11 protein-coding genes are annotated in these 14,380 nt (G+C 70.6%); 5 read left to right on the top strand and 6 right to left on the bottom strand.

Annotation, left to right across the window (positions count from 1 at the left end; genetic code table 11):
* The first annotated feature begins 39 nt into the window (after positions 1-39).
* Positions 40-1,353 (top strand): MFS transporter, encoded by a 1,314-nt coding sequence (locus tag ACIBEJ_RS27010; protein ID WP_397185611.1) that lies wholly within the window; start codon positions 40-42, stop codon positions 1,351-1,353.
* Positions 1,354-1,371: 18 nt separating this feature from the next.
* Entirely contained in the window at positions 1,372-2,295 is a 924-nt protein-coding gene (locus ACIBEJ_RS27015; RefSeq protein WP_397185612.1) for a LysR substrate-binding domain-containing protein, read from the top strand.
* Between the two features lie 265 nt (positions 2,296-2,560).
* Here the strand turns inward: ACIBEJ_RS27015 and nusB are convergent, their stop codons facing one another.
* The 3 genes from nusB to ACIBEJ_RS27030 are packed head-to-tail and all read right to left on the bottom strand — an operon-like array spanning position 2,561 to position 4,597.
* Complete coding sequence (gene nusB, locus ACIBEJ_RS27020; RefSeq protein WP_397185613.1) at positions 2,561-2,971, bottom strand: transcription antitermination factor NusB; 411 nt, start codon at positions 2,969-2,971, stop codon at positions 2,561-2,563.
* Between the two features lies 1 nt (position 2,972).
* Entirely contained in the window at positions 2,973-3,533 is a 561-nt protein-coding gene (gene efp / locus ACIBEJ_RS27025) for an elongation factor P (protein WP_397185614.1), read from the bottom strand.
* A 26-nt stretch (positions 3,534-3,559) separates the two neighbouring features.
* Positions 3,560-4,597, bottom strand: coding sequence for a M24 family metallopeptidase (locus tag ACIBEJ_RS27030; protein WP_397185615.1), 1,038 nt, complete (start codon positions 4,595-4,597; stop codon positions 3,560-3,562).
* 92 nt (positions 4,598-4,689) lie between these two features.
* Between ACIBEJ_RS27030 and ACIBEJ_RS27035 the strand changes: the two genes are divergently transcribed.
* The gene (locus ACIBEJ_RS27035; protein WP_397185616.1) at positions 4,690-6,477 is read left to right on the top strand and encodes a glycoside hydrolase family 9 protein; all 1,788 of its coding nucleotides are present in this window, start codon (positions 4,690-4,692) and stop codon (positions 6,475-6,477) included.
* Here ACIBEJ_RS27035 and ACIBEJ_RS27040 read toward each other — a convergent pair.
* The 3 genes from ACIBEJ_RS27040 to rhaI all read right to left on the bottom strand — a co-directional run bounded on the left by ACIBEJ_RS27040 (position 6,452) and on the right by rhaI (position 11,866).
* Positions 6,452-7,978 carry a protein kinase gene (locus ACIBEJ_RS27040; protein WP_397185617.1) on the bottom strand — a complete coding sequence of 509 codons (1,527 nt, stop codon included), beginning with the start codon at positions 7,976-7,978 and terminating at the stop codon, positions 6,452-6,454. The genes ACIBEJ_RS27035 and ACIBEJ_RS27040 overlap by 26 nt on opposite strands.
* Before the next feature lie 499 nt (positions 7,979-8,477).
* Positions 8,478-10,730 carry a bifunctional aldolase/short-chain dehydrogenase gene (locus tag ACIBEJ_RS27045; RefSeq protein ID WP_397185619.1) on the bottom strand — a complete coding sequence of 751 codons (2,253 nt, stop codon included), beginning with the start codon at positions 10,728-10,730 and terminating at the stop codon, positions 8,478-8,480.
* Positions 10,730-11,866 carry an L-rhamnose isomerase gene (gene rhaI / locus ACIBEJ_RS27050; RefSeq protein ID WP_397185620.1) on the bottom strand — a complete coding sequence of 379 codons (1,137 nt, stop codon included), beginning with the start codon at positions 11,864-11,866 and terminating at the stop codon, positions 10,730-10,732. The genes ACIBEJ_RS27045 and rhaI overlap by 1 nt, the downstream gene beginning before the upstream one ends.
* Before the next feature lie 107 nt (positions 11,867-11,973).
* Here rhaI and ACIBEJ_RS27055 point away from each other — a divergent pair, with 107 nt between their 5' ends.
* Together ACIBEJ_RS27055 and ACIBEJ_RS27060 are read left to right on the top strand one after the other, a co-directional pair.
* Positions 11,974-12,948 (top strand): LacI family DNA-binding transcriptional regulator, encoded by a 975-nt coding sequence (locus ACIBEJ_RS27055; protein ID WP_397185621.1) that lies wholly within the window; start codon positions 11,974-11,976, stop codon positions 12,946-12,948.
* Complete coding sequence (locus tag ACIBEJ_RS27060) at positions 12,945-14,372, top strand: rhamnulokinase family protein (protein WP_397185622.1); 1,428 nt, start codon at positions 12,945-12,947, stop codon at positions 14,370-14,372. Before ACIBEJ_RS27055 ends, ACIBEJ_RS27060 begins: the two co-directional genes overlap by 4 nt.
* The last annotated feature ends 8 nt before the right edge of the window (positions 14,373-14,380 follow it).

The following is a 14,380-nucleotide window of genomic DNA, read 5'->3' on the forward strand; positions in this document are numbered from 1 at the left end:
TCCTCGTCCGTACCCCCTGATCGGAAGGTACAGACGCAAATGGACACTGACCGCCGCAGGGCGGCGCGCCGCGTCTCGTGGGCGGCCTTCATCGGCACGACCATCGAGTGGTACGACTTCTTCCTGTACGGCACGGCCGCCGCGCTCATCTTCAACAAGCAGTTCTTCCCCGCCATGGACCCCGTCGCCGGCTCCATCGCCGCCTTCGGCACCATGACCGTGGGCTTCCTGGCCCGCCCGCTGGGCGGCATCGTCTTCGGCCACTTCGGCGACCGCCTCGGCCGCCGCAACACGCTGGTCGTCTCGCTGCTGATCATGGGGATCGGAACCACGCTCATCGGGCTGCTGCCCACCTACTCCAGCATCGGCATCTGGGCCGCGGTCCTGCTGGTCGTGATGCGCATCGCCCAGGGCATCGGCCTCGGCGGCGAACTCGGCGGGGCCGTGGTGCTGACCATGGAGCACGCGCCGAAGGGCCGGCGCGGCCTGTTCGGCGCCTTCCCGATGATGGGCACGCCCGCCGGCATGCTCTGCGCCAACCTGGTCTTCCTGGGCACCTCCTCCGCCCTGAGCGAGGAGGCCTTCATGTCGTGGGGCTGGCGGGTGCCGTTCCTGCTGAGCGTCGTGCTCGTGGTCGTCGGCATCTACCTGCGGCTGCGCATCGAGGAGAGCCCCGACTTCGTCGTCCGGCGCGAGCCGGTCAAGCTGCCGATCGCCGAGGTCCTGCGCGGCCACTGGCGCGGCGTCGTGCACAGCATCGCGGTGATCATCGGCAACAGCGCCGTCGCCTACATCTTCATGGTCTACATCCTCCAGTACGGCCAGGCCCCCGCGATCGGCCTGTCCAGAACCTTCCTGCTGACCTGCGTGATCGGCGGCGCGACGGTCTGGCTGGCGACCGCGCCGCTCTGGGCCCACCTGGGTGACCGGCTCGGGCTGCGGGCGCTGTTCTCCTACGGCTCGTGGGTGCTGCTGGCCGGCGCCGTGGCCATCCTGCCGGTCGTCAACACCGGCGACCACGCGCTGATCGCGGTCTTCATGGTGGTCATGGGCGCGGTGCTGGCGATGACCCACGCGGCGCAGGGCACGCTGACGGCCAGCTTCTTCCCCGTCGCCATCCGCTACTCGGGCACCTCGGCCGCCTACCAGCTCGCCGCGCTGCTCGGCGGCGGCATCACGCCGCTGGTGGCCGCCTCCCTGCTGGCCTCGACCGGGTCGTCGTGGTCGATCACCGCATACCTGGCGTTCGTGACCGCGATCAGCCTCGCGGCCGCGCTGGTCCTGCCGCGCAACGACGCCGAGCGCTTCGGCGACGTCCCCGAAGCCATACCGAATCGGGTCTCCCAGAGCTGAAGCTATGCTGAAATGGTGATGTCCCGCGCTCTGGACCTGCTCGGCGGACGCCTCAAGCTCCGCCATCTCGTGCTGGTCACCGCCATCGCCGACCACGGCAGCGTGCTGCGCGCCGCCGAACACCTCCACCTCGCCCAGCCCGCCGCCACGCGCGGCCTGCGCGAGGTGGAGCAGATCCTCGGCGTCGAACTGTTCACCAGGGGCCCGCGCGGGGTCACCCCGACCGTGTTCGGCACCGCGTTCGTCGACCACGCCCGCGCCGTCCAGGCCGAACTGCGCCGGGCCGGCGACCGCATCACCGGCCTGGCCAACGGCGAGACCGGCACCGTCACCGTCGGCACCCTGCTGGCCGCCACGAACGTGCTGCTCCCCCGCTCGATCGCCACCCTCAAGGCGGAACGGCCCGGCATCACGGTCATCGTGCGCGAGGGCACCTTCGACTCTCTGGTCCCCCGGCTCATCGACGGCGACACCGACCTGGTCCTCGGCCGCCTCAACCCCATCGACGACCGGCACGGGCTGCGCCAGATCCCGCTCTACGACGAGCCGATCCTCCTGGTCGCCCGCGCCGGCCATCCCGCCTCGTCCGCCTCGTCGCTGGCCGGGCTGCTGGGCTACCCGTGGATCCTGCCGCTGGAGCAGACAGCGCTGCGGCAGGAGCTCGAACAGGTCTTCAAGGCCCAGGACCTGCCGTTGCCCGAAGACCGCGTGGAGTGCACGTCGATCCTGACGATCCGGTCGTTGCTGCTGCAGACGGACATGGTGGCGGCGCTGCCGGCGTTGCTGGTCAGGTCCGATCCGCAACTGGTGTGCCTGCCGGTGCCGCTGGCCTCGGTCAAACGGTCCGTGGGGGTCACCCTGCCCCGCTCACGTGCCCTGACGCCCGCGGCGAAGGCCATGCTCGACCACCTCAGAACCCAGTCAACGACCCTGGAACCTTGACGGGCAGAACCTGGAAACCCTTGAGCCGGGTAGAGATTTCCAGCTTTGGAGCCCGGAGCGGGTCAAGGGCGGAGTCGTTGCGGCGGGGACCCCGTGAGCCCTCACGAGCGGCGCTCGACGGGCGCCCGGCCACGGCGGCGGGGCGGGTGGGGTGGCGGTAGCCGTAACGGATGGGGCTCATCACGGCGCCCAGCGCCAGCGGGCCTCGTCACGAGGCCCTCGTCACGAAAGGCGGCGCGCCGTAAGACGATCACGGCGCGCTCGGCTACAGCGACAGGCTCGGCTTGAGCTGCTTGAACCGGGCCAGGAGCCCGTTGATGAAGCTGGGCGACTCGTCGGTGGACAGCTCCCCCGCCAGGTGCACCCACTCGCTGATGACCACGCCCTCCGGCACGTCCGGCATCCACAGCAGCTCGTACGTGCCGCCGCGCAGCAGGTTGCGGTCCACGGCGGGCATGCGCTCCAGCGTCCAGCCCTCCGCGTAGGTGGTGATGAGCTCGTCGATGCGCGCCCGGTGGCGGGCCACGCCCTCGACGATCGCCGAGGTGTACTCGTTGACCGGCGGCTCGCTCCGCTCCACCCGCTCGGCGAGGATCTTGAGCGGGTCCTCTTCCCTGGCCTCCGCCTCGAAGAGGATGTCGAGGGCGCGTCTGCGTGCTTTACCCCGTGCCGACACCTCAGGCCCGGCCGAGGTATTCGCCGCTGCGGGTGTCGACCTTGACCTTCTCACCGGTGGTGATGAACAGCGGGACCTTGATCTCGGCGCCGGTCTCCAGCGTGGCGGGCTTGGTGCCGCCGGTCGAGCGGTCGCCCTGCAGGCCCGGCTCGGTGTTGGAGATCAGCAGCTCGACCGCGGCCGGCAGGTCGACGTAGAGCGCGGAGCCCTCGTTGAAGGCGATCGTGGCCAGGGTGTTCTCAAGCATGTAGTTGGCCGCGTCGCCGACGGTCTTGGCGGGCACGTTGACCATGTCGTAGGTCTCGGTGTCCATGAAGACGAAGTCGTCGCCGTCCTTGTAGGAGTACTGCATCTCGCGCTTGTCGACGTTGGCCACGTCGACCTTCACCCCGGCGTTGAAGGTCTTGTCGACGACCTTGCCGGAGAGCACGTTCTTGAGCTTGGTGCGCACGAACGCGCCGCCCTTGCCCGGCTTGACGTGCTGGAACTCCACAACGGCCCACAGCTCACCGCCGTCGAGCCTCAGCACCATGCCGTTCTTGAGGTCGTTGGTCGTCGCCACTCGTTTTCTCCCGCGTGTTGCCGCTCTTAAAGGACGAGCAGCTCTTTGGTCGTCTTCGTGAGGAGTTCCGGCCCGCCCGCACGCGTGACCAGCGTGTCCTCGATGCGGACCCCGCCCTGGCCCGGGAGGTAGACCCCCGGTTCGACGGTGATCGGAACTCGATCCTCTAGTCTACCGGTCCTGGCGGGGCCCAGGAACGGCTCCTCGTGGATCTCCAGGCCGACGCCGTGTCCGAGGCCGTGGCGGAAGTGCTCGGCGTGTCCCGCTTCGGCGATCAGGGCGCGCGCGGCGGAGTCGACGTCCTTGGCCGTGGCGCCGGGCGCGAGGGCCTCGCGACCGGCCTTCTGCGCGGCGGCGACCAGGTCGTAGATCTCGCGCTGCCAGGCGGCGGGCTCGCCGAGGCTGACGGTGCGGGTCATGTCGGCGTGGTAGCCGCGGTGGTTGGCGCCGAAGTCGAGGGTGACCAGGTCGCCCTTGCGCAGTTCGCGGTCGGTGGGGGTGTGGTGTGGCACGGCGCCGTGCTCGCCGGCCGCCACGATGGACTCGAACGCGATCTTGTCGGCGCCGAGTTCGATCATCCGGTTCTCCAGGGCGCGGGCGATCTGGCGTTCGGTGGCGCCTGGGCGGATTTTTTCGGAAATATCGTGGAATGCCTGGTCGGAGATGGCGCAGGCCGTACGCAGGAACTCGATCTCTTCCTCGTCCTTGACCGTCCGCAGGAGCTCCACCAGCGGCTCCAGCGGGACGAGGCCCTCGCACATCCGCCGGAACGTCGCGACAGACATGTGCGCGGCCTCGACGCCCGTGCCGGGCGTGGCCAGCGCGCCCGCGGTGTCGGGCGCCTCGATGACCTCGAGGCCGAGGTCGCGGGTCATCTCGATGTAGCGGGAGTCGGTCGCGAGCGTGGCGCTGCCGTCCTCGCGCACCAGGACGGCGGCGTTGCTGCTGTCGAGGCCGGTCAGGTACCTCACGTTGACCAGGGAGGAGACGAGCACCGCGGGGACGCCGCGCTCCGGGAGCAGCGCGGCCAGGGCGGCTCTGCGCCGCGCGGGAGTGTCGGTCATTTCGTCAATGTACGCGTATTGACCTTCCTCACGCTCCGCGGCTACCGTGCGCAGCAAGGTTAGTAAGGTTTCCTAACCTTCAAGGAGCGTGCATGAAGCTGGCAGCGGCGTTGACCGCGTTAACCGTCCTGATCGCAGGGAGCCCAGCGATGGCCGAGAGCGCGTCGTTCATCAGGGTCGACCAGGTGGGCTTCGCGCCGGAGGAGGCCAAAGACGCCTACCTCATGGCCGATCGACCTCTCCCCTTCACCGTCGTCGACCGCCGGGGGCGGGTGGTCCTGCGCGGTACGGCGGGCCGCGACCTCGGCGAGTGGAACGACACCTACCGTCACGTCTACCACCTGGACCTGTCCAGGCTCCGCACCCCCGGCAGCTACCGGGTCAAGGCGGGCGGCCAGACCTCCGCCGAGTTCGCCGTCGCCCCCTCGATCGCCCTGTCGCTGCCCGCGGCCAAGATCGTGACGTTCTTCGGCGGCCAGCGCGACCGCTGGCACAAGAGCGACAAGGCGGCGTTCGTCTATGACTGGCCCGAGTTCACCGGTCCGGGCACCGACCAGATCAGGGGCGACCTGACCAAGATCGGCGGCCCGGTGGACGTGTCGGGCGGATGGTTCGACGCCGGGGACTACCTGAAGTTCACCCACATCCTCGCCTATGTCGACACCCTCCTGTGGGCGGCCAAACGCGACGGCGCCATCGACCCGCGCCTGCGCGGCGAGGCCGACCACGGGCTGAAGTTCCTCGACAAGATGTGGGACGAGACGTCGAAGACCCTCTACATCCAGGTCGGCATCGGCGCGGGCAACGCCGAGGGCACCTTCGCCGGCGACCACGACATCTGGCGCATGCCGGAGGAGGACGACAACTCCTCCGAGAAGTACATCCGCGACCGGCCCGTCTTCCGCGCCGCGGCCCCCGGCCAGCCGATCAGCCCGAACCTGGCCGGCCGTACCGCGGCGGCCTTCGCGCTGGCCGCGCAGGTGGAGCCCGACCGCGGACGCGCCCGCGAACTGCTGGAGAAGGGCGCCTCCGTCTACGCCATGGCCAAGACGGAGAACGTCGGCCAGCTCGTCACCTCGCTCCCCCACGCCTTCTACCCGGAGAGCGTGTGGCGCGACGACATGGAGCTGGGCGGCGCGGAACTGGCCCTGGCCGCCCAGCGCCTGCGCGACCCGCGGGCCGGCGACTGGCTGCGGCAGGCCGCCCACTGGGCCGGCGAGTACCTGAAGCACGACGCCGGAGGCGACACCTTCAACCTCTACGACGTCAGCGCGCTCGGCCACGCCGACCTCGTCAAGGCGATCCGCCAGGCGCGTCCCGGCACGCTGCCGGTGACCGAGCGGCAGCTCGTCGGCGACCTCAGGGCGCAACTGGAGATCGGCGCCGCCCGGGCCGGGCAGGACCCGTTCCAGGCCGGTGCGCGGTATGACCAGTTCGACTCGGTGCCGCACGCGTTCGGCCTGGCCGCCACCTCGCGGCTGTACCGCTCGGTCAGCGGCGAGCGCGCCTACGACGCCTTCGGCACCCGCCAGCGCGGCTGGGCGCTCGGGGCCAACGCGTGGGGCGTGTCCTTCGTCTCCGGGGTCGGCGACAACGCGATCACCTGCCCGCACTACCAGATGTCCAACATCACCGGCCGGCCGCCGACCGGCGCCGTCGTCAACGGCCCGAACAGCGCCTCCCTGTTCGACGACGGGCTCGGCGGCCACATGGACCGCATGAGCCCCTGCCCCGCCGACGGCGTCGACCGGTACGCGCCCTTCACCGGGCGGGGCAGCCGGTTCGTGGACGACGTGCGGTCGTGGCAGGCGTCCGAACCCGCCGACGACTTCGCCGCGGTCGCGCTCTACGCGCTCACGCTGATGTCGCGGGGCGGTTGAGTCCCCAGTCGGCGAGGAAGTCCGCCAGGGGGCCAGTGGCGGCCATGTCGCCGCTGCCGGCCGCCTGACGCAGGTCCGCCGCCGCCTCCAGGGCCTGGCGGCGGGCCTGGTCCTCCCGGCCCTTCCTGAGGCGGTCCATGGCTCTGGCGATCTTCTTGCGGGCGTCGGCGGCCACCTCGCCGTCGATACCCCTCAGTTGCTGCTGCAGCCTGACGGCCTCGTCGAAGCGGCCCAGCCAGTTCTGCCAGCCGCCCGGCGGGGTCTGGGTGAGGCCGGTGGTGTCGCGTGGCTGCGGGGTGAGGGTGTCCAGGGGGTTCGCCGGACCCAGGGTGTCGACCAGGCCCGTGGGCTCCGGTTCCTCGGGGGTGGGCGTGGGCGTGGGGGTCGGCTCCTCCAGGGTCGGAGTCGGGCTGACGACGGGCGTGGCCTCGGGCCGGTCGCGCCCTGACAGAACGACGAAGCCGATCGTCACCAGGGCGATGACGGCCAGGGCTGCCACGAGCTGGATGATCAGGCGGCGGTTCTGGTTCGGAGGGTCCTCGTGGAGAGGGCCCTCGTAGATCTGGGTGTGGCCGTCCTTGTAGGGCGGGCCCGCGGGCTGGCTGTCCCGGTGGGGCGGCGGGCCCATGGGTGACTGCATGCCGGTCTGCGGGACGGGGGCCGGACCCGGGGTGTCGGGGAGGCTGGGCAGGGGGCCGGTGCGCTGGGTGGCACCGGGGCGGGCGATGCTGGCCAGGCGGCGCCGTACCGCGTCACCGCTCGCGGGCCGTGCGGCGGGATCCTTGGCCAGCGACGCCAGCAACAACTGCTCCAGCTCGGCCGGAACGGCGGGACGATGCCGCGTGGGCGGCTCAGGCTCCGCGGTGCGGATGCGCTCGGCCAGTTCCTCCCCCTCGCCCTCGAAGGGCGGCCGACCACACAACATCTCATAACAAACAGCGGCCAGCGCATACAGATCGGCCGCGGGCCCGCCCCGGCCGTCAAGCTGCTCAGGCGCCCGGTACGGCGTCACCGGCCCCTGATCCGCCCCCTGAATCCCGAATCCGACCACCTTGAGCACCCCGCTGCCCGCCCGGCGGAAGGAGTCCGGGTCGATCTGCCCGTGTACCACCCCCGCCCGGTGCGCCGCGTCCAGCCCGGCCGCCGCCTGCCCGAACAGGTCGCACGCCTCGACGATCCCGAGCGGCCCGTGCGCGGCCCGCTCCTCACCGAGGCTCGCCCCCGTCAAGAACTCCATCACCAGGTACGGCACGCCGTTGTGACCGCCGATGTCCAGCACCATGGCCACATGGGGATGCACGACCTTGGCGACGGTCTGGGCGTGTTTGTGGGCCAGTTCGCTGGAGCCCGCGGTGAGCATCTTGACGGCCACGGTCCAGTCGGCGTTCTCGTCGTGCGCCCGCCACACCTCACCGGCCTGACCTCGGCCGATGAGCTCGTCCAGCCGGTAGCGACCGGCGACCGGCGTCTCCTCGGACATATCCCCGCCAATGCGTCTCAAGGTTGGCAATTTGCCCCCAACCTTAGGGGCTCCCATCCCCCCAATCCCTCAAACTCCCCACCCACCCAGCCACCCCACCCCCTCATCACCCCCACCCGGAAACCCCCAACCACGCCACTCCACCAGCCCTCCTGGCCGCCCCACATCACCCGCACGGCCATCGCCATTTCGCAGGACGCCCGCAACCACCCCGCACCCGCACACCCGCCCGGCCGCACCGCGCACTCCGCACGGGCGCCACCATCTTGGGACACGCCCCGCCCCACCCACACCGCGACACCCCCAGCCCGCGCCACCCGCAAGAGCGCCGGACATCGCGCAACACGCGCCTGCAATCGCCCCGCGCCCTCCGCACAAGCGCCCACCATCTCGCGAACGCCCTCGAACACCCGCTCACCGGCACCCCGCGGCTGCTCTCGTCCGCCTGGCCAGGGGCCGAGCCAGGCATACCGAGGCAGCGCGGGGAAGGCCGGACCTGGACGGGTACGGGCGGGGCGGGTCAGCGGAGGAAGGCGGCGGGGACGCCTGCGTCTACCGGGACGTGCAGGCCCGTGGTCAGGGCCAGGTCTCCGGCCGTAAGGGCGAACACCGCGGCCGCCACGTGCTCAGGCAGCACCTCGCGCTTCAGCAACGTCCGCTGGGCGTAGAACTCGCCGAGCCGCTCCTCCGGCACCCCGTACACGGCCGCGCGGTTGGCGCCCCAGCCGGAGGCGAAGATGCCCGAACCGCGCACCACCCCGTCCGGGTTGACGCCGTTGACCCGGACGCCGTGCTCGCCCAGTTCCGCGGCCAGCAGGCGGACCTGGTGGGCCTGGTCGGCCTTGGCGGCGCCGTACGCGACGTTGTTGGGACCGGCGAAGACCGAGTTCTTGGAGGAGATGTAGATGATGTCTCCCCCCATGCCCTGATTTATCAGGACCCGGGCGGCTTCGCGGGAGACCAGGAACGAGCCCCTGGCCATCACGTCGTGCTGCACGTCCCAGTCCGCCAAGCTGGTCTCCAGCAGGGGGCGCGACAGGGACAGTCCCGCGTTGTTGACCACCAGGTCGAGGCCGCCGAAGGCCAGCACGGCCTGCCGTACCATGTCCTGGACCTGCGCTTCGTCGGTCACGTCCGCGCGGACGGCCACCGCCGCGTCCGCCGTGCCGATCCGCGCGGCCACCTTCTCGGCGGCGGCGAGGTCGCGGTCGGCGACCACCACGCGGGCGCCCTCGGCGGCCAGGCGGCGCGCGGTCGCCGCGCCGATGCCGGAACCGCCGCCGGTGACCAGCGCGATCCGGGTGGCCAGCGGCTTGGGCGCGGGCAGGCGGCGGAGCTTGGCCTCCTCAAGGTCCCAGTACTCGATGCGGAACTTCTCACTCTCCTCGATCGGCGCGTATGCCGACAAAGCCTCGGCGCCGCGCATGACGTTGATCGCGTTGAGGTAGAACTCCCCGGCGACGCGAGCGGTCTGCTTGTCCTTGCCGAAGGAGAACATGCCGACGCCGGGTACCAGCACGATCGCGGGGTCCGCGCCGCGCATCGGGGGTGATTCCGGTACGGCGTGGCGCGCGTAGTAGGCGGCGTAGTCGGCGCGGTAGGCGGCGTGGAGTTCCCTGATCTGCTCCTCGGCCGGGTCCGGGGGCAGGACGAGGGGGGCGACCTTGGTGCGCAGGAAGTGGTCGGGGCAGGAGGTGCCGAGGGCGGCCAGGCGTACGTGCTCGGCGCGCGAGACGAAGTCGAGGACCTCGGGGGTGGCGGTGTAGTGGCCGACCATGGGCGCGTCGGTCGAGGCCAGGCCGCGTAGCAGGGGGAAGAGCCTGGCCGCCGCGGCCTGCCGTACCTCCTCCGGCGGGGTCTCGTGGACGATCGGGCCGAAGGGGTCGGGGCGGCCGTGCTCGGTGATGTACCGTTCGGCGGTGCGGATGATCTCCAGCGAGTTGTCGCGGCACTCCTGCGAGGTGGCGCCCCAGGCGGTGATGCCGTGTCCGCCCAGGATGACGCCGATGGCCTGCGGGTTCGCGGCCTGGATGGCGGCGATGTCCAGGCCGAGCTGGAAGCCAGGGCGACGCCAGGGCACCCACACCACGCGGTCGCCGAAGATCCGCTCGGTCAGTTCGGAGCCGTCCTGCGCGGTGGCGATCGCGATCCCGGCGTCGGGGTGCAGGTGGTCGACGTGCGCGGCCTCGACCAGGGCGTGCATGGCGGTGTCGATGGACGGCGCCGCGCCGCCCTTGCCGTGGAGGCAGTAGTCGAACGCCGCGACCATCTCGTCTTCGCGTTCAACGCCGGGGTAGATCGTTTTTAGTGCGCGTACGCGGTCGAGCCGCAGGACGGCCAGGCCGCTCGCCTTCAACGTGCCCAGGTCGCCGCCGGAACCCTTGACCCACATGAGTTCGACGTCCTGGCCGGTGACGGGGTCGGGGCCCGCCGCCTTGACGGAGGCGTTGCCGCCCGCGTAGTTGGTGTTGCGGGGGTCGCCGCCCAGGGTGTGGGCGCGGTCGAGCAGGTCTTGGACGGGCGCCGGGGGTTCAAGCGCGCGTACGGGGGCTTCGAGCGCTTGCGCGGGAGCTTTGAGCGCGTGTGCGACGGAGTCGCGTGCTTGCGCGGGGGCTTCGAGCGCGTGCGCGGCGGGGTCGCGTGCTTGGGCGGGAGCTTCGAGCGCGTGTGCGACGGAGTCGCGCGCTTGCGCGGGAGCTTCGGCCGCTCGCGCGGGGGTTTCGGCCGCTTGTGCGGCGGCGTCGTGTCCAGGTGCGTGGGTTTCGTGGGTCATCAGGCGCCCCAGCCTGCTTGGGCGCCGCCGACGCGGGTGGCGCTGATTTCCTGGAAATATCCGGACTTGGCGTAGGCGGCCATGGGGTCCGGGTCGAGGCCCATCTCCTGGCGGAGGTCGGCCAGCAGGGGGCGTACGTCGGTGTTGTAGGCGTCCATGAGGACGGCGTTGGCGGCGAGGACGTCCCCCGCGGCCTGCGCGGATTCAAGGGCATTTTTGTCGACAAGGAGGGCCTTCGCGGTGGCCTCCTGAACGTTCATCACCGAACGGATCTGACCGGGGATCTTGGGCTCGAGGTTGTGGCACTGGTCGAGCATGAACGCGATCCCGGGCTCCCCCGCCACCTCGTGCATGATCCGGAAGAGCTGGAACGGGTCGGCCGCCCCCACCATCAGGTCGTCGTCGGCGTAGAAGCGCGAGTTGAAGTCGAAGCCGCCGAGCTTGCCCTCCCTGAGCAGGAAGGCGACGATGAACTCGATGTTGGTGCCCGGCGCGTGGTGGCCGGTGTCCACGACGACCTGCGCCTTCGGCCCCAGCCTGAGGCAGTGGGCGTAGGCGGTGCCCCAGTCGGGGACGTCGGTGGCGTAGAAGGCGGGCTCGAACAGCTTGTACTCCAGCAGGAACCGCTGCCCCTCCCTCAGCCGCGCGTAAACCGATTCAAGGGCCTCGGCCAGGCGGTCCTGGCGGGCGCGGACGTCGTCCTGTCCCGGGTAGTTGGTCCCGTCGGCGAACCAGAGCTTGAGCGTGTCCGATCCGGTGGCGTCCATGATGTCGACGCATTCCAGCAAATGGTCCAGCGCCTTGCGGCGTACGCGCGGGTCGGGGTTGGTGACGCTGCCCAGCTTGTAGTCGTCGTCCTGGAAGACGTTGGCGTTGATCGCCCCGATGTTCAGCCCGAGACCGCTCGCGTGGCGGCGCAGGTCGGCGTAGTCGTCGACCTTGTCCCAGGGGATGTGCAGGGCGACGCTCGGCGCGATCCCGGTGTGGCGGTGCACCTGGGCGGCGTCGGCCAGCTTCTCGTAGGGGTCACGCGGCACGCCGGGCTGGGCGAAGACCTTGAAGCGGGTGCCCGAGTTCCCGTACGCCCACGAGGGGGTCTCGATCCGTTGCGCTCTGAGCTGCGGTCTGATGTCCACGCAAAGCCGTCCCTTGAATCGTTTTAACAACGTGTGCGACGCTAGACAGCGATCCGGCTGCCGTCAATTGCCGTTTCGGGGTTGTTACGTTTTAATCAGGTCCCGTGGTGAACATCAAGGAGGTCGCCGAACTGGCAGGGGTCAGCCCCGGCACGGTCTCGAACGTCCTGAACCGCCCCGAGAAGGTCTCCCCCACGACCCGCCTGCGGGTGGAGGCGGCCATCGAGGACCTCGGCTTCGTCCGGCACGCCTCGGCCTCGACGCTGCGCGCGGGCTACAGCCGTACGATCGGCCTGTCGGTGATCGACATCGGCAACCCCTTCTTCACCGACGTGGCGGCGGGGGTGGAGGAGACCGCCAGCGCCATGGGGTACGCGGTCATCCTGGGCAACTCCGCCGGCTCGCGCGCCAAGGAGGAACGCAACCTCCACGTGCTGGCCGAGCAGCGCGTACGCGGCGTGCTCATCACCCCGTCCGACGAGGACCCCGCGCGCCTGGACCGCCTGCGCGCCCGCGGCATCAACGTCGTCCTCGTCGACCACCCGCCCCACCGCGCCGACCAGTGCTCGGTGGCGGTGAACGACGTCGTCGGCGGGCGCCTGGCCCTCGAACACCTGCTGGCCGGAGGCGCCACCTCCGTCGCCTACGTCAGCGGCCCGCTGACCATCCGCCAGTGCCAGGACCGCTTCGACGGCGCCTCCCGCACCTTCCCCGGCACCCTGCGCCTGCTCCAGATGCCCGCCATGACCGCCCGCGACGGAGAACACGCCGCCCAGGTGCTCCTGGACACCGGCGTTCCCGACGCCGTCTTCTGCGCCAACGACCTGCTCGCGCTCGGCGTCATGCGCGGCCTCATCCAGCGCGGCGTCCGCATCCCCGACGACGTCACCCTGATGGGCTACGACGACATCGACTTCGCCTCCGCCTCGGCCGTCTCGCTGACCTCGATCCGCCAGCCCACGTACCAGTTGGGCAAGGTCGCCACCGAACTGCTCCTCGACGAGTGCGACCGCCCAGAGGCCCACGCCCACCAGCAAATCGTTTTCCAGCCCGAACTGGTCGTAAGGGAGTCCACCCGATGACCCGCTTCGCCGCCATCGACCTCGGCGCCTCCAGCGGCCGCGTGATCGTCAGCGACGAGTCCCTGACCCTGACCGAGGTCCACCGCTTCCCCAACGGCGCCACGATGCGCGACGGCGCCCTGCGCTGGGACATCCACCGCATCTTCCACGAGATCCTGTACGGCCTGGCCAAATGCGGCCCGGTCGACTCGATCGGCATCGACTCCTGGGGCGTGGACTACGGCCTCCTGGGCCACGACGGCAGCTTGCTCCGCGACCCGGTGAGCTACCGCGACAGCCGTACCGAGGGAGTGGTGGCACGCACGCTGGACCTGCTGGGCCCCGACACCCTCTACCAGGCCACCGGCATCCAGCCCCACCCCATTAACACGATTTTCCAGCTCCTGGCCGACGACCTGGCCGACGCCGCGACCATGCTCCTGATCCCCGACCTGATCGCGTACTGGCTTACCGGCGAGATCGGCGCAGAGGTCACCAACGCCTCAACCACCGGCCTCCTGGACATCCACTCCCGAACCTGGTCACACCACCTCGCGGCGAAGGCCGGCATCCCCACCCACCTCCTCCCCCCGATCCGCCACCCCGGCACCGTCATCGGCCAGATGACCCCCGCCCAAGCCCCCGCGCCGTGCTGCCGAGACGCCTTCCCCGACTGGTCGGCCCAGGTCGTCACGGTAGCCAGCCACGACACCGCCTCCGCCGTCATAGCCACCCCCGCAACGACGGACAACTTCGCCTACATCTCCTGCGGCACCTGGTCCCTGGTGGGCGTGGAACTCGCATCCCCAGTGCTGTCCGAGGCCAGCCGTACCGGAAATTTCACCAACGAGACCGGTCTGGACGGCACCACCCGCTACCTCCGCAACGTCATGGGCCTGTGGCTCCTCCAGGAATGCCTGACCACCTGGGGCTCCCCCAACCTCCCCGCCTTGCTGAAGGCGGCCGAGCAGGCCGACCCCTTCCGCTCCCTGATCGACGCCGCAGACCCCTCTTTCCTGGCCCCAGGCGACATGCCCTCCCGCATAGCCGAAGCCTGCAAGGCAACCGGCCACCCCGCCCCCAGAACCCAGGCCGAAACTGTCCGCTGCATCCTGGAAAGCCTGGCCATAGCCCACAAAAACGCAATAACCGACGCGACAACATTGTCCGCCCACCCAGTAGAGATAATCCATTTGCTAGGCGGCGGCTCCCGCAACCGCCTCCTCTGCCAACTAACCGCCAACGCCTGCGGCCTCCCGGTCATCGCCGGCCCCATGGAAGCCACCGCCCTGGGCAACATCCTCGTCCAGGCCCGAAGTGCAGGGTTCGCCACCGACCTGGCATCAATGCGCACCCTGGTCGCCAGACCCCAGACCGTCGAGCGGTTCACTCCAGCGGGCAACCCGACCGCGTGGGCCACCGCTGGAGCCGCCTTGGGCCACTGACGACGCGC

Source organism: Nonomuraea sp. NPDC050790 (assembly GCF_044456745.1).
In the GTDB taxonomy this organism is placed as follows: Bacteria; Actinomycetota; Actinomycetes; order Streptosporangiales; family Streptosporangiaceae; genus Nonomuraea.

Excerpts from the sequence above, each read along its gene's own strand:
- ACIBEJ_RS27060 (WP_397185622.1), top strand. The coding sequence starts at position 12,945 with ATGACCCGCTTCGCCGCCATCGACCTCGGCGCCTCCAGCGGCCGCGTG.
- ACIBEJ_RS27015 (WP_397185612.1), top strand. The coding sequence starts at position 1,372 with ATGTCCCGCGCTCTGGACCTGCTCGGCGGACGCCTCAAGCTCCGCCAT.
- ACIBEJ_RS27030 (WP_397185615.1), bottom strand. The coding sequence starts at position 4,597 with ATGACCGACACTCCCGCGCGGCGCAGAGCCGCCCTGGCCGCGCTGCTC.
- ACIBEJ_RS27045 (WP_397185619.1), bottom strand. The coding sequence starts at position 10,730 with ATGACCCACGAAACCCACGCACCTGGACACGACGCCGCCGCACAAGCG.
- ACIBEJ_RS27035 (WP_397185616.1), top strand. The coding sequence starts at position 4,690 with ATGAAGCTGGCAGCGGCGTTGACCGCGTTAACCGTCCTGATCGCAGGG.
- ACIBEJ_RS27010 (WP_397185611.1), top strand. The coding sequence starts at position 40 with ATGGACACTGACCGCCGCAGGGCGGCGCGCCGCGTCTCGTGGGCGGCC.